18 protein-coding genes and 1 other annotated feature are annotated in these 20,175 nt (G+C 40.9%); of the genes, 4 read left to right on the forward strand and 14 right to left on the reverse strand.

All coding sequences use genetic code 11. From position 1 onward, the window contains the following. Nucleotides 1–48: 48 nt before the first annotated feature. The 8 genes from A6749_RS05270 to zapA all read right to left on the reverse strand — a co-directional run bounded on the left by A6749_RS05270 (nucleotide 49) and on the right by zapA (nucleotide 9,102). Complete coding sequence (locus tag A6749_RS05270; protein WP_066386007.1) at nucleotides 49–822, reverse strand: enoyl-CoA hydratase; 774 nt, start codon at nucleotides 820–822, stop codon at nucleotides 49–51. A 37-nt stretch (nucleotides 823–859) separates the two neighbouring features. Then, on the reverse strand, nucleotides 860–1,444 hold the full coding sequence (locus A6749_RS05275; protein WP_066386008.1) for a TetR/AcrR family transcriptional regulator: 585 nt from the start codon (nucleotides 1,442–1,444) through the stop codon (nucleotides 860–862). Nucleotides 1,445–1,640: 196 nt separating this feature from the next. Beyond that, complete coding sequence (locus A6749_RS05280) at nucleotides 1,641–3,347, reverse strand: AMP-binding protein (RefSeq protein ID WP_066386009.1); 1,707 nt, start codon at nucleotides 3,345–3,347, stop codon at nucleotides 1,641–1,643. Nucleotides 3,348–3,648: 301 nt separating this feature from the next. After that, nucleotides 3,649–4,056 carry a DUF350 domain-containing protein gene (locus A6749_RS05285; RefSeq protein WP_066400833.1) on the reverse strand — a complete coding sequence of 136 codons (408 nt, stop codon included), beginning with the start codon at nucleotides 4,054–4,056 and terminating at the stop codon, nucleotides 3,649–3,651. A gap of 19 nt (nucleotides 4,057–4,075) precedes the next feature. After that, the gene (locus A6749_RS05290; RefSeq protein WP_066386010.1) at nucleotides 4,076–6,436 is read right to left on the reverse strand and encodes an endonuclease MutS2; all 2,361 of its coding nucleotides are present in this window, start codon (nucleotides 6,434–6,436) and stop codon (nucleotides 4,076–4,078) included. Nucleotides 6,437–6,458: 22 nt separating this feature from the next. Next, complete coding sequence (polX, locus tag A6749_RS05295; protein ID WP_066386011.1) at nucleotides 6,459–8,177, reverse strand: DNA polymerase/3'-5' exonuclease PolX; 1,719 nt, start codon at nucleotides 8,175–8,177, stop codon at nucleotides 6,459–6,461. A 116-nt stretch (nucleotides 8,178–8,293) separates the two neighbouring features. Next, nucleotides 8,294–8,836: a CvpA family protein gene (locus A6749_RS05300; RefSeq protein ID WP_066386012.1), complete on the reverse strand. Its 543-nt coding sequence runs from the start codon at nucleotides 8,834–8,836 to the stop codon at nucleotides 8,294–8,296. A 2-nt stretch (nucleotides 8,837–8,838) separates the two neighbouring features. After that, entirely contained in the window at nucleotides 8,839–9,102 is a 264-nt protein-coding gene (zapA, locus tag A6749_RS05305) for a cell division protein ZapA (protein ID WP_066386013.1), read from the reverse strand. 88 nt (nucleotides 9,103–9,190) lie between these two features. Between zapA and rnhC the strand changes: the two genes are divergently transcribed. Beyond that, a complete protein-coding gene (rnhC, locus tag A6749_RS05310) occupies nucleotides 9,191–10,177 on the forward strand; it encodes a ribonuclease HIII (protein ID WP_066386014.1) in 987 nt (328 codons plus the stop codon). Between the two features lie 17 nt (nucleotides 10,178–10,194). Next, nucleotides 10,195–10,488 (forward strand): 4a-hydroxytetrahydrobiopterin dehydratase, encoded by a 294-nt coding sequence (locus tag A6749_RS05315; protein ID WP_066386015.1) that lies wholly within the window; start codon nucleotides 10,195–10,197, stop codon nucleotides 10,486–10,488. 168 nt (nucleotides 10,489–10,656) lie between these two features. Here A6749_RS05315 and A6749_RS05320 read toward each other — a convergent pair whose 3' ends face one another. From A6749_RS05320 to A6749_RS05335, 4 genes are all read right to left on the reverse strand, one after another. Further along, nucleotides 10,657–11,631 (reverse strand): NERD domain-containing protein, encoded by a 975-nt coding sequence (locus tag A6749_RS05320; protein ID WP_161487112.1) that lies wholly within the window; start codon nucleotides 11,629–11,631, stop codon nucleotides 10,657–10,659. Between the two features lie 229 nt (nucleotides 11,632–11,860). Beyond that, nucleotides 11,861–14,275, reverse strand: coding sequence for a phenylalanine--tRNA ligase subunit beta (gene pheT / locus A6749_RS05325; protein ID WP_066386016.1), 2,415 nt, complete (start codon nucleotides 14,273–14,275; stop codon nucleotides 11,861–11,863). Between the two features lie 12 nt (nucleotides 14,276–14,287). Next, on the reverse strand, nucleotides 14,288–15,325 hold the full coding sequence (gene pheS, locus A6749_RS05330; RefSeq protein WP_066386017.1) for a phenylalanine--tRNA ligase subunit alpha: 1,038 nt from the start codon (nucleotides 15,323–15,325) through the stop codon (nucleotides 14,288–14,290). A gap of 68 nt (nucleotides 15,326–15,393) precedes the next feature. Then, nucleotides 15,394–15,637, reverse strand: a binding site (T-box leader). 60 nt (nucleotides 15,638–15,697) lie between these two features. Beyond that, nucleotides 15,698–16,450, reverse strand: a complete 753-nt coding sequence (locus A6749_RS05335) for a TrmH family RNA methyltransferase (protein WP_066386018.1) — start codon at nucleotides 16,448–16,450, stop codon at nucleotides 15,698–15,700. Between the two features lie 118 nt (nucleotides 16,451–16,568). On the opposite strand from A6749_RS05335, the gene sspI reads away from it, so the two are divergent. Next, nucleotides 16,569–16,778: a small acid-soluble spore protein SspI gene (sspI, locus tag A6749_RS05340; RefSeq protein WP_066386019.1), complete on the forward strand. Its 210-nt coding sequence runs from the start codon at nucleotides 16,569–16,571 to the stop codon at nucleotides 16,776–16,778. 91 nt (nucleotides 16,779–16,869) lie between these two features. Here sspI and A6749_RS05345 read toward each other — a convergent pair whose 3' ends face one another. Then, nucleotides 16,870–18,438 carry a sodium/solute symporter gene (locus tag A6749_RS05345; RefSeq protein WP_066386020.1) on the reverse strand — a complete coding sequence of 523 codons (1,569 nt, stop codon included), beginning with the start codon at nucleotides 18,436–18,438 and terminating at the stop codon, nucleotides 16,870–16,872. Continuing rightward, nucleotides 18,435–18,794 (reverse strand): hypothetical protein, encoded by a 360-nt coding sequence (locus A6749_RS05350; RefSeq protein WP_236719623.1) that lies wholly within the window; start codon nucleotides 18,792–18,794, stop codon nucleotides 18,435–18,437. The genes A6749_RS05345 and A6749_RS05350 overlap by 4 nt, the downstream gene beginning before the upstream one ends. A gap of 131 nt (nucleotides 18,795–18,925) precedes the next feature. Between A6749_RS05350 and A6749_RS05355 the strand changes: the two genes are divergently transcribed. Further along, on the forward strand, nucleotides 18,926–20,170 hold the full coding sequence (locus A6749_RS05355) for a helix-turn-helix transcriptional regulator (protein ID WP_066386022.1): 1,245 nt from the start codon (nucleotides 18,926–18,928) through the stop codon (nucleotides 20,168–20,170). The last annotated feature ends 5 nt before the right edge of the window (nucleotides 20,171–20,175 follow it).

Raw genomic sequence — 20,175 nt, forward strand, 5'->3', positions numbered from 1 at the left:
ATTTAAGTTAAAAAAATATTAACCCTAAATCCAACTATACAGGTAAGTTTACTCACCTTTAAAATGCGGTTCTCTTTTTTCGATAAAGGCTTGGATACCCTCTTTTGCATCCTTCGAAACAAACACTTTGCCAAATAACTCGGCTTCCTTCTTCATTCCATCATAGAATTCTTCCGTTTTGGCATAGTTTAATAGTTTAATAACTGCACTAATGGAAACAGGGCTTTTATTAGCAATTTTTCCAGCCAGCTTATAAGCCTGTTCCAATACTTCCGCCTCAGGGTAGGCATGATTTGCCAAACCATATTGGACAGCCTCTTTACCGGTAATTGGCTCCGAAGTAAACATCATTTCTGCCGCCATCGCTGTACCGACATACTTTGGCAGACGCTGTGTGCCGGCAAAGCCCGGAATCAAGCCTAGCTGAAGCTCCGGCAGTCCGAGCTTCGCTGTTTCGCTTACCAGCCGGATATGACATGCCATCGCAAGCTCTAAGCCGCCGCCAAGTGCTGCCCCATGGATCGCCGCGATGATCGGCTTCGGAAATTTCTCCATGCGGTCAAATAAATCTTGTCCGAATTTGCCAAGATCAGAAAATCCTTGAGCGGAATCAATCGTAGTAAACTCCTTAATATCCGCACCGGCTGAGAAGAAGCGTCCCTCTCCATGGATCACGATGACTCCGATATCACGGTTTGGTTCAATTTCATCAAGCACCGCAGATAATTCCCGCAGGAGGCCTGATGAAAGTGCATTAGCCGGAGGACGCTGAATCGTGATCGTGGCAATACTGTTTTCGCTGGTCCATTTTAAAAATTCCATACCAGAGAATCCCCTCCCATAAAATAAGGTTCTTGCTCTAGCGGCCTCCAAATCCATTAATAAGCAATTGGTGGACTGGGGATGCCAGGGCCTTTAAGTCATACTTCTCTTCATTCATCACCCATGATGTAACGGTTTCATCAATTGTACCGAATACCATTTGCCGGGCAAGACGAACATCTAGTGTGCTTGAAAACTCACCATTTTCCTTACCTTCAATTAGAATCTTATCAATCACCTTTAAGTAACCTTTAAGAACTTCATTAATTTTCAATCGCAATTCCTTATTTGACTGGCGTAATTCCAGCTGTGTTACGATTGCTAGATGATGATCTCGTGAAAGCAATTCAAAATGAGTTTCAACCATCATTAATAACTTCTCCGTTGCTGTCTGTTTTCCTGCTATCAAATTATCTATTTCTTCAATGAAGCTTCCCATTTTTTCTTCAAAGAGCGAGATAAGGATATCTTCTTTGTTTTTAAAATAAAGATAAATCGTACCATCAGCTACTCCAGCCTGTTTAGCTATCTTTGAAACCTGTGCCTGATGATAGCCATTTTCCGCAATGGCAATGACAGCTGCGTCAATAATTTGCATGTATTTTGGTTTCGACTTCTTCACAATCTTTATCCCCCCTTTGAAGAAAAATATTATTATAATAAAAAAGTAAAAATATGAATGAATCATCATTCATATTTTTATAATAATTTTTATATGTATTTCTGTCAAGAAATACTGGGTAATTTTCTTTATAATATCTTTAAAATGACAGCGGGACAAGCCTTTCTTTCAAAAAAAAAAATTATAACTCTTTTCGCTAGGCATGCTTTTTATTTTCTTCATCTATTTTTTGTTTTTCTTCTTCCACTAGCGTTCTTCTTAAAATTTTTCCTACGGCCGTTTTAGGCAGCTCTTTTCTAAATTCATATAATCTTGGGACCTTATAGGCAGCGAGGTATTTCCTTGCATATTGGTTCATTTCTTCTTGTGTAACCGCTGCACCGTCTTTCAAGACGATGTATGCCTTCACCGTTTCCCCGCGGTATGGATCGGGCACTCCCGCCGCAACAACCTCCAATACAGCCGGGTGTTCATATAATACTTCTTCAATTTCCCGCGGATAAATATTGTATCCACCGGCGATAATCATATCTTTCTTTCGATCAACCACGTAAAAAAAGCCTTTTTCATCCATATAACCGAGATCTCCAGTATGAAGCCACCCATCTTTTAAAGCATCAGCAGTTTCTTCAGGACGGTTCCAATAGCCCTTCATAATCTGCGGACCTTTAACGACTATTTCACCGATTTCTCCTGCAGTCAATGCTTCACCAGTCTCTAAGGAGATAATTCTTGCATCTGTATCAGGATATGGAACACCAATACTGCCTTTTACCCGTTCCACATCCCATAAAAAGTTAGCATGGGTAACAGGCGATGCTTCTGAAAGTCCATAACCTTCCACCAGTTTGCCTTTTGTAATTTCTTCGAATTTTTGCTGAACTTCCACCGGCAGCGGTGCAGACCCGCTGATGCATGCATCAATGGATGATAGGTCATACTTTTGTAAATCCGGATGATTGAGGAGCCCAATATAAATGGTGGGCGCACCAGGGAACAGCGTCGGCCGGTATTTATGGATTGCCTTTAATGTGTCGAGAGCATCAAATTTTGGCATAATCAGCAATTTACAGGCCATTTTAACGGATAATAACATACAAACCGTCATGCCATATACATGGAAGAATGGAACAATGCCGAGAAGGGTGTCCTCGCCTGGTTTACGTTTATAAATCCATTTTTCACTCATGGTGGTATTCGCCATTAGGTTTTTGTGAGTCAGCATGACCCCTTTTGGTGAACCGGTCGTGCCGCCTGTATACTGCAGCAGTGCTAAGTCTTCTTCAGGATTAATCTCATATTTTGTCAATTCAAGCGGTTCCATTTTTAAAATTTCGGAAAGCAGGTGGGAGTTTCCTTTGTGTTTTACTTTGACGACAATTCCATATTGCTTTTTCTGGATGTAGGGATAAACGAGATTTTTCGGAAACGGCAGGTAGTCTTTGATGGAAGTTACAATGGTGTGCTTTAATTCTGTATGCTGCATAACTTTAGTGACCCGCGGGTAGAGGATATCAAGCGTAATGATTGCCTTTGCCCCTGAATCCTTCATTTGGTATTCGAGCTCACGCTCCGTATACAATGGGTTCGTTTGAACGACAATTCCGCCGGCCATCAGGACCGCAAAATAGCTTATGACCGCTTGAGGAGTGTTCGGAAGCATGATGGCAACCCGATCATCTTTAGCGATTCCTATATGTTCCTGCAGATATCCGGCTAGCTTTATGGCATCTTCATTTAGCTGCTTGTAGGTCATTTCTTTTCCCATAAAATGCAGTGCTGCTTTATCGGGGAAATTTCCAGCTGAATCTTGAAGGTATTTTTGTACTGATTCAAAGGAGTAATCGATGGCTGCGGGAATTTCTTTCGGATACAATTTCAACCACGGTTTAGATTCCGTCATTCAAAAACCTCCTCTGTTATTAAACTTTTAAATAATTCCAATTACTCCTTTTATTATATTACAGTACTTACTAATTAACAATTAATGTTCTGATAATTTGCACAATTACTTTGTTCCAAAGTATAAAAAAATCACCGCTGGAACAATTAGTCCAGCGGTGATTTTAATGGTTTGCTGACTGTCTGTACAGCAACAAAAATTTTAGGCGAAAAACACCATATAAATAATTCCAATTAGTAAAAACACGCCGCATAAGCCGATCAATACTTTAGCTAAAGTTTCCACTTTTTCCATTCTCCTCTTACGAAATGCCTGCCCCGATTACATAGGACAGCCCAACTGAAATAATCAGCGAAATCAAGCCTACAGCACGATTATCATTTTGAATTTCTTCGTCAATATGAAATTTCGGTGTTAAAAACTCAAAAATAAAATAGCCGACTAACAATAAGAAAAAACCATAAATCCCCCAGCCAATCATCGACAGCAGAGAAGTGTGCGCTTCAATTGTATGACGAAAGATATTAGCAACACCGAATATCTTTCCACCGGTTGCCAAGGCTACGGCAAGATTGCCCTTTTTAATTTCATCCCAATTTTTATATTTAGTGACTAATTCAAATATCGCTAAAAAAACTATCATACATAAAATAACGACACTGTAATAGGCTGCAATTTGAACATACTCATTTTCCCAAAAGTGCTTCATTGCAAGAACTCCCCGGACATTATTTAAATTCAACTACAGTGACGCCTGTACCACCTTCACCGGCATCACCAAAGCGGATTTTCTTGACAGAACGATGGTTTTTCAAATACTCCTGTACTCCCTGTCTTAAGGCGCCTGTACCTTTTCCGTGGATAATCGATACGCGCGGATAACTTGCAAGCAGTGCATCGTCGATATATTTTTCTACCTTTAACAGGGCATCCTCATACCGTTCTCCACGCAGGTCTAACTCTAGTTTAACATGAGAATCGCTCCCCTTCACAATTGCAAGCGGTCTTGTTTCCTTGACCTCGGCGGGGGCACCAAGATATTCCATATCTTTTTCTTTGACCTTCATTTTTAAAATTCCAATTTGAACCTGCCACTCATCAACCGACACTCTGTCCACTAATGTACCCTTTTGGTCAAATGAAAGAACCTTTACCTCATCTCCAGGCATATACTTTTGCTTTTTATTTTTCTTATCCACCAGCTTAGCTGATTTCGTTATCTCAGGAGCTGCTTTTTCGAGACGTCTTTTGGCATCAATTAATTCGTGCTCTTTAATTTCAGCAACCTTATCCGTCCTCATTTTCCGAAGGTCTCGGATAACATGCTCCGCTTCTTTTTTCGCCTCATCCACAATTTCTTCAGCTTTTTCGGCGGCTTTCTCAAGCATCGAATCCTTTTTCTCGTAAAATTCTATCATCTGTTTTTGCAAGTCTTTATGCAGTTTTTCCGCCTGCTTTAAAAAATCTCGCGCTTCCTGCTGCTCAATTTCTGCCTGCCGCTTGCTTGCTTCCAATGATGCAATCATCTTATCAATTTGATTTGTGTCCTCACTTACGTGTGAACGAGCGTTGCTGATCACTTTCTCATTCAGGCCAAGACGTTTGGAAATTTCAAACGCATTACTGCGGCCAGGCACGCCAAGCAATAGTTTATAGGTCGGGCTTAATGTTTCCACATCAAATTCTACACTGGCATTCAATACACCTTCACGGTTATAGCCATAGGCTTTTAATTCCGGATAGTGTGTTGTAGCGACAACCCTTGCACCGATTCGGTGAACTTCATCTAAAATCGAGATCGCCAATGCCGCGCCTTCCTGCGGGTCGGTACCGGCACCAAGCTCGTCAAACAAAACGAGACTATTGTAACCAACTCTATTTAAAATCTCTACAATATTCACCATATGTGAGGAGAATGTACTTAAGCTCTGCTCAATCGATTGTTCATCTCCGATATCAGCATAAACAGAGTCAAATACAGCAAGCTCTGAACCGTCCTGGGCCGGAACCTGTAAGCCTGCCTGCGCCATTAGTGAGCATAAGCCAAGCGTCTTTAACGTAACGGTCTTCCCGCCCGTGTTTGGTCCGGTAATGACAATTGTTGTATAATCTTGCCCAAGCATAATGTCATTAGCTACAACTTCGTCCATCGGAATTAATGGGTGCCTTGCTTTAAATAAGGTTATCCGGCCTTCATTATTCATTGCCGGCATGGCAGCTTTGATTTTTTTCCCATATCTTGCCTTGGCAAAAACAAAATCTAAATTTGCCATTACTTTTACAATGATTTGCAGTTCACTCTCATATTCTGCGGCATTTGCTGACAGTTCAGTAAGAATCCGTTCAATTTCCAGCTGCTCCTTTACGCGAATATCCTGCAGCTGATTATTTAATTGGACGATCACCTGCGGCTCAATAAATAATGTCTGCCCTGATGCGCTCTGGTCATGAATAATCCCGCCGTAGTGGCTGCGATATTCCTGCTTAACCGGAATAACAAAACGGTCATTACGAATGGTAATAATCGCATCAGACAACATTTTCCCGGCATTGGAGGAACGAATCATACTTTCCAATTTTTCACGTACCCGTGCTTCATTCGAACGAAGCTGCTGCCTTAAGGAACGCAAAAGGTCACTTGCCCCATCTAAAACCTCGCCGCTTTCATCGATTGCCTGCTTTATATCTTGTTCAAGGTTCGTAAGCGGAATGATCTGGTCCACCTGTTCCTTTAAAATCGGTATTTCCGTGCGTTCTTCGTCAATTTCTTCAAGAAAACGTTTCATTTGCCGGCTCGCATGAATCGTGCTGGCAATTTGCATCAGCTCATGCGGACTTAACACACCGCCAATGACAGAACGCTTAATATGCGGTCTAATATCATGAATCCCCGATAATGGGATGTTGCCTTTAATTCGAAACACTGTTGCCGCCTCATCCGTTTCTGCCTGAAGCTTGACCACCTCCGCAAAATCCGTGGACGGTACTAAGTTAATAATTCTTTCCTTCCCAAGCGGAGAAGCCGCATTCTCTAGCAGCTGCTCCCGCACCTTGGTAAATTCTAATACTTTTAAAACTCTTTCTTGCATGAGGTTAACCCTCCTTAATTGGTCAATGTCGGTTATGCAAAAAGTTAAGCAATTCCTGCGGTTCAAGGGTATTGAGCACCGTTGATTTTTTTATCCAGCCTTTTTTAGCGGCAGATACACCGATTTCCATGTGGCTTAATGTTTCTTTTCGATGGGCATCGGTATTGATGAAAATTTTTACGCCCGCCTCCTGAGCTTTTCTCAAATATTCCGCCTTCAAGTCTAGCCTATTAGGATTTGCATTTAATTCTAATGCTGTATTCGTTTCCTTCGCCAGCTCAATCAGCTGATCAATATCAACATCATATCCGTCGCGGCGACCAATTTTCCTGCCTGTTGGATGGGCAATTAAATCAACGTGCGGATTTTTAAGCGCCGTTTTCAACCGCTCCATAATTTTTTCCTTAGACTGGGAAAAAGCAGAATGAATCGAAGCAATAACAAAATCCATTTCCGCTAACACATCATCCTCATAATCCAAAGTGCCATCCGGCAGGATATCCATTTCAACTCCAGATAAAATCAGGATATCATCGTATTTTTCATTTAATTTTTTAATTTCTTCGTTTTGCTTCAGCAATCTCTCAGAAGTAAGTCCATTTGCCACCTTCAAATATTGTGAATGATCGGTAATGGCCATATAGCGGTAGCCTCGGGCCCGGCATGCTTCCACCATCTCTTCAATAGAATGAGCTCCATCGCTCCATGTCGTATGCATATGGAGATCGCCCTTTATATCGGATAATTCGATTAACCCCTCATTGACTGAAAATGTTTCTACTTCTTTCCCATCTTCGCGAATTTCTGGGGGAATAAACGGCAGATTGAAATGCTTGAAAAATTCTTCTTCTGAAGCGAATGTTACTATCTCGCCCGTTTCGCTGTTTTCGACACCGTATTCACTTATTTTTTCGCCGCGTTCCTTGGCTAGCTGGCGCATGCGGACATTATGGTCCTTGGATCCGGTGAAATGGTGCAAGGTGGTGATAAATTCTTCCGGTTTCACGATACGGAAGTCCACAGAAATATCATAATCAAGTTCAAAAACCAGCGAAACCTTTGTATCACCGGCACCGATGACTTCTTTAATGCTTGGCCACGATAATAATTGCTCGCGTACTGATTCCGGCTCGGTTGTAGCAATGATAAAATCCAAGTCCTTTACAGTTTCCCGCATCCTTCTTAAACTACCCGCCCGTGAATAGCGATTAATTTCTTTTATTTCAGCCAGCCTTGCTTCAATCTGTTCCGCAACCGGTAGCATATACGCGAGTGGCAGCCGTTCCGGTCTTGTACCGACATTAGCAATTGCTGCTAAAATCTTTTCTTCGGTCTTTTTCCCAAAACCTGCAAGCGCTTGAACCTTCTCCGCCTGGCACGCTTCTTTTAAACTGGCAACATCGGTAACACCTAATTCTTTATACAGTTTGGCAATTTTTTTACCGCCAAGCCCCGGCAGCTGCAGAAGCGGAATTAAGCCGGCAGGCACCTCTTCTTTAAGTTCCTTCAAAACGGATGAAGTGCCTTCTTTTATGTATTCATCAATAACAGCGGCTGTCCCTTTACCAATCCCGGGGATCGCAGTGAAATCCTCAATTTCCGATAAGCTTCGGTCATCCGCTTCCAAAGCTCCTGCAGCTTTCCGAAAAGCTGAAACTTTAAAGGGATTCTCTCCTTTTAATTCCATATAAATCGCAATCATCTCTAAAAGATGTACTAATTCTTTTTTATTTACTTTCATGGTATCCACCTGCCTTAAAATCACATTATTATTTTGCCCATCAAAAGAAAAGCGTAAGCGCCTTGTGGCTAGACGCCGGGCTGGACAATAGAAAAACTTCTCTGCTACAGAGAAGTTCACGCAGCTGTATTATCAATCCACCAGCTTTTTACTTGTTCCGAAAGAATCGGTGTGTAATTTACAATAGTCTTTGCTAAAGACGATTGATCTAACAATGTTTGGAAATGTTCAATTGGAATGAGCGCAGCAATATATAATACAATAAAGATAATTAAGTAGACTTCTAAAAAGCCTAGAATGCCGCCAGCCCAAATATTAAATTGCTTAAGAACCGGCAGATGGGCAATAAAATCAAGCATGGAGCCGATAATCTGCAAGACAATTTTTACCGCAATAAAGATAATCACAAACGCAATCGCTCGGTAAAAAGCAGTTTCCATATCGCTTGAGCCTGTTAAGATTTTTAATGTCGGATCGTCCCCAAAAGTAGGGTATGGAATCCAAAGCGTTAATTTAGGAGCCAACTCTCCATAGTACAAATAGGCAACCACATATGCGATAATAAAACTTGTTAAATGAACAAGCTGTAAGATGAAGCCTCTTTTTAGGCCTACAAAGAAACCAATCACGAGAAAAATAATAATTGCTAAATCTAACATATTTATAATTCCTTTTCTTTTTGTAGTTCTGTTTGCAGCCGTTCTAACTCTTCTTTCATTTTAAGATAATCATTGACTGCATTTATCGCTGTTAATACAGCAAGCTTGTTTACGTCTAACCCTGGATTCTTGGAACTGATTTCCCGCATATTATTGTCAACTAATGATGCGACATGGCGAATGTGGTCTTTGCCTTCTGTTCCCAATATAACGTATTGAGTTCCAAATATATCAACGGATATTCTATTTTTCTGTGTATTCGACAACGTCAATGCCTCCAATCAAAGAATCCTACACTTTATCATAACACGAACGAAATAAACGGAAAAGTCAAAAGAAATGTGGTGTTAAATAATGGGACAAATTGTTTTAATTTGTAGTAAAGAATCGATTAATGCAATGAATAAATTTTATGAAAAACAGCTCTTGGGTAAGAATCCTCCTGGGAGTGTGTTTGTCGCCAAAACCTCCGGCTGCACGATCACGGCCTACCAATCGGGTAAAGTATTGTTTCAAGGTAATGATTGTGATAGGGAAGCCGGAAGATGGCAGGATGCTGGGGCTCCAGCGGCTGGAAAATTAGGTAACGCTGGCAAGCCGGGTATTTCCGGACATACGGCGGCTGGCAAATCGAAGTCAGCGGCAAAAGGTAATGTTCCTACAGGGATTGGACAAATGTCCGTGATTGGTTCCGATGAGGTCGGCACAGGCGACTTTTTCGGCCCGATTACCGTTGTAGCCGCCTATGTGAAAAAAGAACATATTCCGATATTAAAAGAATTGGGTGTGAGGGATTCCAAGGATTTGAACGATGAAAAAATCATTGAGATTGCAAAGTCAATTAAAGATGTTGTTCCTTTTAGTTTGATGACCTTAAAAAATGATAAATATAATCAAGTCCAGCAAGCAGGGATGTCTCAGGGAAAAATGAAGGCATTGCTTCACAATCAAGCAATCTTAAAAGTTTTGGAGAAAATTGCACCTGAAAAACCAGAGGCCATTTTAATTGACCAATTTGTCCAGCAAAGCACGTATTTTCTGCATCTGAAGGGACAAAAAGCAATTGCCCGTGAAAATGTTTATTTTAGCACGAAAGCGGAGGGCATCCATTTAGCCGTGGCCGCTGCCAGCATCCTCGCCCGTTATGTCTTTATTCAATATATAGATAAGCTGAGTGACGCAGCCGGCTTCCGAATTCCTAAAGGTGCCGGTTCTCTCGTTGATGAAGCCGCGGCAAAGCTTATTTTGAAAAAGGGGCCAGACAGCCTTAGTTCATTTGTAAAACTTCACTTCGCCAATACAGACAAGGCAATGGCACTTGTTCGGAAGAAAAGGGGTTAAGAGAGGGAGGCTTCGGTATGCGGAGGTTAGATGGGATGGAGATCGATGAGTATGTTAGCAGGTTAAGCGGCTGGAAATTAGACGGAAAATTTATTTTGAAAAGGTATCGTTTTCGGGAATTTTTAAAGGGCGTTGCCTTTGTAAATGATATTGCCGAGCTTTCAGAGGAGCGGCAGCATCACCCCTTCATTTCGATCGACTACAAGTTAGTCACATTACGGCTTACCACTTGGAGCGCCGGCGGACTAACAGATTTAGACTTCGAATTAGCGAAAAAATATGATGAAATCTTTGAAAAATACACGATTTAGAGAAATCTGCCCCGGCGATTATGCTGCGGGGCAGATTTTTTGTATTTTAACTTACAGTTATTACTATAAATTTGCTTATAAAAAGTTTTATTAGCGATTTTTTTAGTTATATTAGCGATTCTAGCGTGTTTATTAGCGAATTTATGCGGTATATTAGCGATTTGATTTTTACCAAGGAAATGTTTTCGGAAAATAAACCCTCCATTTATTGGATCCCGAAAAACTTAATTTATCAGAAACTAATAATCTTTTGGCTGTATGAATTGAATGTACAAGTGCAAACTTCCGAAACTGCTTATTTGTAATTTTCATCTCATATAATAGGAAATAGTCCATTAATCCACCTAAATGGGCATCTGTAGAATAATAATCGCAGCGCGGGCAATACCATTTGTGCTTTTTACGAATCATTGGAAGAAGCTTACATTTGGGACAGTGGACGCCAGGAAGCAATTCGGACCGATCAATCCCATATTTAGATAGAAGAAAGTTTGTTGGAGGGGTATTCATTTTCACTAGGAGTCGGCAAATCTTTCGAAGGTCTTTTTCGCTGAGAATTGGGTCTGGATACATTTTTACTAAAACTTGCATTTTGCTGAGAAACGCATCGGCCTTGCATACACGGGGCTTTACTATGCGGGCGTTAGGACCCCTAATCGAATATATAGCATGGGAATTGCTGATGACCACTATATAATCAATTGGTACCGGCGGAAAACCGTTAGCAGCGAGCCATTTTCGGATGTATTCTTTATGTCTTTCCGCCTGGGCGATTGGATCTGGGTAACCTTTTTCTTTGTCATGATTGATTTGAATAAACTGTTGATTTTCGGTGTCAAAAATTAATTTACCAGCCATATTCTTTACATCAACAATTAGAACAGATTCTGGAGAAACTAGAAGTGTGTCAATTTGGCAGTTATAATCACCGTCTGGTAGGTTTAAGTCGTGGAAGATTCTATATTTTTGCTGCGGCAGGAATCTATAGTAGTAATCCAATGATACCTCCCCCTGGTATCCGGCCTCTCTCCTCTTAAATTCTTCTAAAATTGCCTGGTATTTTTCATGGTTTAGCGGAAGCCGCCGCAAAATTGCTGCCAAAATCAGAAGTTTTAATGGAATTGCCCTTGCTTTTACGATCAAAATAATCACTCCTTTCAATTTTGATTATTAATTTCTTGCGAGCTAGTCGAAATTCCTGCAGAAATTTGACGAGGTTTGTAAAAAATATTTTTCTTAAAAACTTTTATTAGCGAATTTTAGGGTGATATTAGCGATTTTGTCGCTTTTATTAGCGAAAAACACGTTTTTATTAGCGAATCTAAAATCTACGCAAAAAAAAGCTAGCCCGAAAGCTAGCTTTTCCCAAATATTATCCCCGTAATACTGCTCCAGCCTTCTCTTCCAATGCTGCAAGCACTTTTTCGTGAACCTTTGTTACTTCTTCATCTGTAAGAGTCCGCTCAGGGTCAGCGTACTTCAATGAGAAAGCAATTGATTTCTTGCCTTCTTCCATCTTATCGCCTTCATATAGGTCAAAGACGTATGCTTCCTTCAGAAGCGGAGCGCCGGCCTCGAGAATAATATTCTTCAAGGTGCCTGACACCGTTTCTTTGTTTGCCACGAGGGCAATGTCTCTTGTAATGGAAGGGAAGCGCAGGATGGAAACATAGTGTAAATCTTCCGTTTCCTCTTCAAGCACGGCTTTTAAGGAAAGCTCGAATACGTACGTATCTTTTAGGTCCAGATCCTTTTGAACGCTTGGATGAACTTGACCGATGAAGCCAATTACAGAACCATTCAGCTTGATTTCCGCTGTTCGTCCTGGATGCAGACCGTCTACCTGTGCTTGAACATACTCTACCTTATCCGTTAAACCAAGTTTCGCAAATAATCCCTCTAAAATACCTTTTAAAACAAAGAAGTCAACAGGCTTCTTCTCCCCCTGCCAGGAATGATTGGTCCAAAGCCCGGTGATGGCCGCTGCTAAGTGCTCTCTTTCCTCAGGAAGGGTATCCGCACCATTTGCTAAAAAGACATTACCCGTTTCATATACAGCTAAGCTGTCATTTTGACGGGCACTATTATACTTCATAACCTCTAATAGCTGTGGCAATAAGCTTAAACGGAGCACACTGCGGTCCTCGCTCATCGGCATTGCTAAATGAATCGCTTCACGTGTCTCAAGTGCATATTGCGCCGCTTTATCTTCACTCGTTAATGAATAAGTAACTGCCTGATAAAGACCGGCTCCCTCAAGATATTGACGGACAACGCGGCGATTCTTTTGATACGCTGATAATCTTCCTGGTGTTGAGGAGCCCACTGGCAATGTCATCGGAATATGATCGTAACCATATAGGCGAGCCACTTCCTCCACCAAATCTTCCTCTATTTTAATATCACCACGGCGGGTTGGAGCTGTGACAGTAATTGTCTCACCTTCAACCGAAGACTCAAATTGCAGGCGGTCGAATATGTCTTTTACTTGGCTCATTCCAAGATTTGTACCCAATACACGATTGATTTTTTCAAGGGTAATAGAAACAACGGCTGGTTCAATTGTTAAAGTGTCAACTTCAGCGGCACCTTCTAACACTTCGCCGCCAGCGTATTTAGCCATTAAGTACGCCGCTCTTTCACCAGCTGGGCGAACGCGGTTAGGGTCGACACCTTTTTCAAAGCGTGCGCTGGCCTCACTGCGTAATCCATGATCTTTCGATGCTTTTCTTACAGTCTGACCGTTAAAATAAGCGGCTTCTAACAATACAGTAGTCGTATCATCAGTAACCTCGGAATTAGCACCGCCCATTACACCAGCTAGAGCAACAGGTTCTGTGCCATTTGTAATGACAAGATGGTCAGATGTTAAAGTTCGTTCGACATTATCCAGAGTTGTAAATTTCTCGCCATCGTTCGCACGGCGGACAAGGATTTCTTTTGATCCTAGTCGGTCGTAGTCAAACGCATGAAGCGGCTGTCCGTATTCTAACAAAATGTAGTTTGTAATATCGACCACATTGTTGTGCGGACGGATTCCGGAATTCATTAAGCGGGTTTGCATCCATAACGGTGACGGTCCGATTTTGACATTTTTAATAATCTTTGCCGCATATAGCGGATTGTCTTCCGGCACGTCGACGACAATTTTTACATAATCGGAAGCCTTCTCAGCTGCCGCTTCAACATTCGTTTCCGGTAGCTTTACATCTTTTCCTAAAATTGCTGCAACTTCATAGGCAACGCCAAGCATGCTTAGGCAATCTGATCTGTTAGGCGTAAGCCCGAGCTCAAGCACTTCATCGTCTCTGTTTAACTCGGCGATCGCATCAGTCCCGACTACTGCATCAGCTGGAAAAACAAAAATGCCTTCCGCATATTCTTTCGGAACGATTTTTCCTTCCATGCCAAGCTCCTGAAGCGAGCAAATCATTCCGTTGGATTCTTCGCCACGAAGCTTTGCCTTTTTAATTTTAAAATTCCCTGGCAGTTTCGCTCCGACTGTAGCGACAGCAACCTTTTGCCCTTTGTCAACATTCGGTGCACCGCAGATAATCTGTACCGGCTCATCAGCACCAATGTCAACAAGACATTTGTTTAATTTATCGGCATTTGGATGCTGCTCGCGCTCAAGAACATGACCGACGACAACTCCTTTAATTCCCTCATTTAAAACTTCTACACCTTCAACTTCAATCCCGCTTTTCGTGATTTTTTCAGCGAGTTCCTTTGCAGTTACTCCAGTTAAATCAACATAGTCCTGGAGCCATTTATATGAAACGAACATTTCCTCTACCTCCTATTCCTCAATCGCAAACTGTTTTAAGAAACGTACATCATTTGTATAGAAATGACGGATATCATCAATACCGTATTTCAGCATTGCAATCCGCTCGGGCCCCATTCCAAAAGCGAATCCATTGTATTTTTTCGGATCATAGCCGGCCATTTCGAGTACGTTTGGATGAACCATGCCGGCGCCAAGAATTTCAATCCAGCCGGTTTGCTTACAGACATTACAGCCGTGTCCGCCGCACATTTTACAAGAAATATCCATCTCAACTGATGGCTCTGTGAACGGGAAGAAGCTTGGGCGCAGTCTGATTTCACGGTCTTCGCCAAACATTTTCTTAGCGAATACTTCCAGTGTTCCTTTTAAATCGCTCATGCGGATGTTTTCGCCGACAACCAATCCTTCAATCTGCATGAATTGGTGGGAGTGAGTCGCATCATCATTATCGCGGCGGTACACTTTACCAGGGCAAATAATTTTGATTGGTCCTTTGCCTTGATGTTTCTCCATCGTCCGCGCCTGCACTGGTGATGTATGGGTACGTAATAAAATTTCCTCCGTGATATAGAAAGAATCCTGCATATCGCGGGCAGGGTGTCCTTTTGGCAGGTTAAGAGCCTCGAAGTTGTAATAGTCCTGCTCTACTTCCGGACCTTCCGCCACTTCATAACCCATTCCGATAAATAAGTCTTCGATTTCTTCAATGATTTTGGTTAACGGGTGATGATTACCCACTTTAACAGGGCGGCCTGGCAGCGTAACATCAATCGTTTCTAATGCTAATTTCGCTTGAACTTCTGCTTCCTCAAGCTCCGTTTGTTTTGCTTCAATTTTAACTGCAATAGCTTCGCGAACTTCATTAGCAAGTGCTCCCATCACTGGGCGCTCCTCTGCTGAAAGCTTACCCATTCCTCTTAATACTTCAGTGATGGGGCCTTTTTTCCCTAAGTAAGCAACGCGAATATCATTCAATTCCTTTAAGCTCGCAGCCTCTGCAGCCTTTTGAATCGCTTCTGCCTGCAATTCCTTTAAACGCTCTTGCATTGATCCTCTTCCTCCTTATAGTTTGGTGTCAGGCACCACTTAAAAAAAGCAAAAAAACCCCATCCCCTAAAAGGGACGAGGTTTATAGTCGCGGTACCACCCTTATAAACACCTATGTACTTCACTAGTGTTCACTTCATTGGGATAACGGCTTTTTGCCGATGCATCTTTACATTTCATAATCGAAATGGTCCCGATGCCAACTCTGGAGGTGAACTTCTTATACCTTTCCCATAAAAGTGCTTCCAGTCGCGGCACTTTCTCCCTTGATGGTCAAAAAAGTATAATACTTTTCTCCGTCATCGTTTTTATTTTCATTAACATTGTTCACTATTATATAATAATTTTTTGAACCTTTCAAACAAGTTTCGCCTATTTTTGCAAATAATATAACAGAATTCCTGTGGCAACGGCAACATTCAGTGATTCGCTCTTGCCGTAAATTGGAATATACAGGTTTGCCGTCGTTTTCATAAGCAGGTCTTTATTGATACCGCCGCCTTCGTTACCAACCATCAAAGCAAATGATTCTGCCGCTGGAATATCAGTATATGTTGATGCACCCTCTAGCGCTGTACCGTAAACAGGAATATTTTTCCCTTGCAGCTGCTCTATCCAGGTTTGTAAGTCTCCTCTGATAATTGGCAGGTGGAAATGGCTTCCCTGTGCTGATCGTAAAACTTTTGAATTATAAACATCTACGCTGCCCCGTCCGACAATCACCGCATCAATTCCTGCGGCATCAGCTGTGCGAATCATCGTTCCCAGATTTCCCGGGTCCTGAACTGCATCAATCAGCAAGAATGTTTTAGCATTCGAAACACCATCATCTGTTTTCAGCTGGCGGCAAACGGCATATATGCCCTGCGGGGTCTCTGTATCAGACAGTGAATCAGCTATTTCTTCAGTTACCATCGTGACAGATGCAGATCCGATATCCAACCGGGACGGCATCCCGATTTTTTCCGAAATAATAACTTCTACTACTTGGTTTTCCTTGAGAGCTTCTTCGACCAAATGAAAGCCTTCGATTAAAAAGGTGTCCGAGCGGTCACGTTCTTTTTTCGTCAACAGTTTTTTCCATTGTTTGACTTGCGGATTTTGTGATGATTGAATATATTTCAATGATTCTTTCCCCTTTAATATACGTTTGATTTTAATATTATATCTAAAATACATAATAACACCAAAAATAGAAAATCATATTATTGAAAAAGATTGGACTTTAAAGGAGAGTGCTGAGATGAATTTAAATTTACGAAATGCGGTTATTCACAATGTTTCCGGAAATACTCAAGATCAATTAGAAGATACAATTGTTGATGCGATTCAAAGCGGCGAAGAGAAAATGCTGCCTGGCCTTGGTGTTCTGTTTGAAGTTATTTGGCAAAACTCTTCCGAAACAGATAAAAAAGAAATGCTTACTACCCTTGAAAATGGGTTAAAACACTAAAATTAAGGTACAGGGCCATTAAATAAATTTTCACCTAAAATAGAAACTGGAGCAGCAAATGCTGCTCCAGTTTCTTTTATTTGAAATCGAATTAAGCTACTTCCCTTTGCTTTGAGTGAACTTTTTTCATGAATAAATTGACATCCTTTGGTACTTGGCGGTCTAGTTTAGACACGATATAAACCGTTAAGAAGCCGATTGGTACAGTGATGATGCCTGGTACTTTAAACTGCAAGGCGGGTGGTAAAGCAGAGGCAAAGAAAATCATAAACATGGAAACGGCTAATCCGACAAGAAGACCAGCAATTGCTCCTTTTTCTGTCATTCCTCTCCACCAGATTCCGAATAGGAAAATTGGTGTAAATGTACTTGCAGCTACTGTAAATGCTAAAGCAACTAAATGACCGATCGAAGCTCCTTTTACTAATAAGCCTAAGGTACCGTATAACACACCAAGAATGATGATGGAAACTTTTCCTGCAATTACACGCTGCTTCTGTGTTAATTCTTTTTTAGAAAAAGAAGCGTATAAATCGTGAGCGAGTGCTCCGGAGCTAGCAATAAATAAACCGGAAAGGTTAGAGAAAATCGCGGCAAAGGCACCGGCAATTACAAGTCCTAGCAACCATTTTCCGCCAAGTGCTTCCGCGATGGATGGCACAACCATATTGTCTCCACCGGTAATTAAATGTTTCATTACCTCAGGACTGACATTCCCCTCGATAAATAAAGCTCTTCCTACAACTCCTAGGAAAACGGCGAATAAGAAGAAGACACTAGCAATACCAATCGCCATTAATGCAGATTTACGTGCAGCTTTAGCGCTTGGATTTGTATAAAAGCGTAATAAAATATGCGGTAAACCAATAGTTCCTAAAGATAAACCAATGACGAGTGACAAAGTGTGTATGAAGTTAGGTGTGATGACTCCGGATGTTGACCAAGCTTGTCCATCTACTGCCACATCTTTGCCGTCTTGTGTAAATTGAGATGTGTTAGCAATTGTACCGCTAAATTCAGTGATAGCAGTTAAGATTTTTTGGTAATGCAATCCACCGTAAATGGCTACACCTACCATAATAACGAAAGCACCGAGGCGGATCCATAGTTCTAATGCCTGATTAAGAGTTGTTCCTTTCATGCCTCCGACGCCTACATATAGAATCATAACGGAACAAGTAAAAATAATACCGAATTCATAGGAAGTATCAAAAAACATGCTTAAAATTTGAGCAGCACCGAGCAACTGTGGAGCGGCATAGAATCCAGAAATCGAAAGGACGACCAGTACCGCTACTAAACGAGCCCGTTTACTGTGAAAACGATAGGCAACGAAATCAGCTACTGTAAATGCACCGAATTTCCTTAATGGCCCTGCAACGAAAATAGCAAGAAGCGTTAGGCCGATAGAAAAGCTAAACGTATAGAATGCCCCATCATAACCGATGGTGAAAGTTAAACCGGCTAACCCTAGGAAGGTAGCAGCACTTAAGTAGTCTCCAGCGATTGCAGAACCGTTTGTAAACCAGCCAAACGATCGACCGCCGACGAAGAAATCACTGGCGCTGGAACTCTTTTTCGATAGGTATGTAATATAAATGATCGTACCCATCAAGATGAAAGTAAATAAATATTTAGGCTCTAGTAAGGTTTGGATCATGCCGTGACCCCTCCTTTTCCTTTATTTCCATGAACTGATTGTTCATATTGTGCCAATCGTTTTTCATAACGCTTCGTATGGATATAAGCGATTAGAAAGGCCATACCCATTCCGGCAATCGTTGTTAAAAACCAAGTCACGGACATTCCTCCCCAAAATTTGAAAAAGGCAAAGTCTTTAAAAAACCAATTAATGACTGGGATGAAAAAAATAAACACGTAATAGAAAGAAGAAAGTTTAATACCTGTACGAAATTCTGATTTCATAATTGCGCTTGTGTCAGAATCTAGTGGGGATAACTCAGCTACATCAATCGTTCCGTGTGACTGATCCGTCAATTCATATTCTTTTTCCACAAATATCTCCTCCTTTTTCCACATTATATATATAAACCCAATGGAAACCCTTACGATATAATATCTGAATATTATAAAAAATTGCTTGTTTTTGTCATATTAGCACGTTATATTATATAAGGGGGTGGAGAATGAAGTATAAGGTGTGTCTTTCATATGTGAATCCAGCTATCAATCCTTTGCTTAAGGAATGGCTCCAAGAAAGATTTAAAGATCGTCTTTCCGTTATTAATCAAGCTTATTTAGATGAGCCCATTCATATAAAAATTGTTCAAGTGAGCGGCTTATATGATTGGATGAAAGTAAACCGATTAAAGAAGCATTATGATTGCTATTATATATTGTTACTTGATGAAGAATGGGTGAACACCTCTCCAATAGCCATACGCTTGCAAATTCAATCTTTATTATTATTTCCAGTCAAGAAATCAGCCTTTTTTCGAAGTATTAGCGAAGCAATTAAAGTGCTTGATCAACAAAAAATTGCATTGATTCAAGTAGAAGGTAAGAAAATTATCTCCGTACATAAAACAAAGATGAAACTTAATGAATCAATGGAAGATTATATATTAAGAAGATTGTTGCATGAGGATATTCATTCGGAAAGTGAGATGATTGAATCATTATCGCTGTTTAATGAAAACGAATTTCCTAATACCGTTTGTTATGTGCAAGGATTCATTCATCTCGATGGCCACCCTATTGATGAAAATCAGGCGGTTCAGCTCATTTGCACAAATTTTAGACAGACATTTAAAGGAATTGTTCCGCGTGTATATTTTCTTCCTTTTCGCAGATCTTTGATTGTTTTATTTCGTCAAACCGATCCTATTAGTTGTGTGAAAGAATGGAAAGAAGGACGCGCAACATTTGAAAAAATCGTAGATCGTCTGTTAAAGGAGTATAGAATTCAAATCTATATTGGTGTCGGTTCGCTATATAGTGACCCACTGCTTTTGCATCATTCTTTTAATGAATCTAAAATTGCTAGAGCGCTTCCTCCATATCATAAAGTTTCACTACGATATTTTGAAGAAATTACAAAAGAGCCTGATATAAAGAAAAGTACGGAATATATGGAAGATCACTTTTCAGATGAAATAACCGCAAAAGATGTAGCAAGCCATGTTAATTTAAGTTATTCTCATTTCATACGCTTGTTTAAGAAGGAAACAGGGAATACATTTTCAGAATATATTACCTTTATTCGTCTAAGAAAAGCAGTTTGGATGTTAAGACATACTGATAAAACGATAGAAGAAATATCTGACATAGCAGGTTTTAACACACCAAATTACTTCAGTTCAACCTTTAAAAAAGTAATTGGAATCACTCCGAGAGATTTCCGATTGACTAAGGAGATTATTTTTGTTTAAGAAAA

It is taken from the genome of Neobacillus mesonae (genome assembly GCF_001636315.1).
Lineage (GTDB): Bacteria > Bacillota > Bacilli > Bacillales > Cytobacillaceae > Neobacillus > Neobacillus mesonae.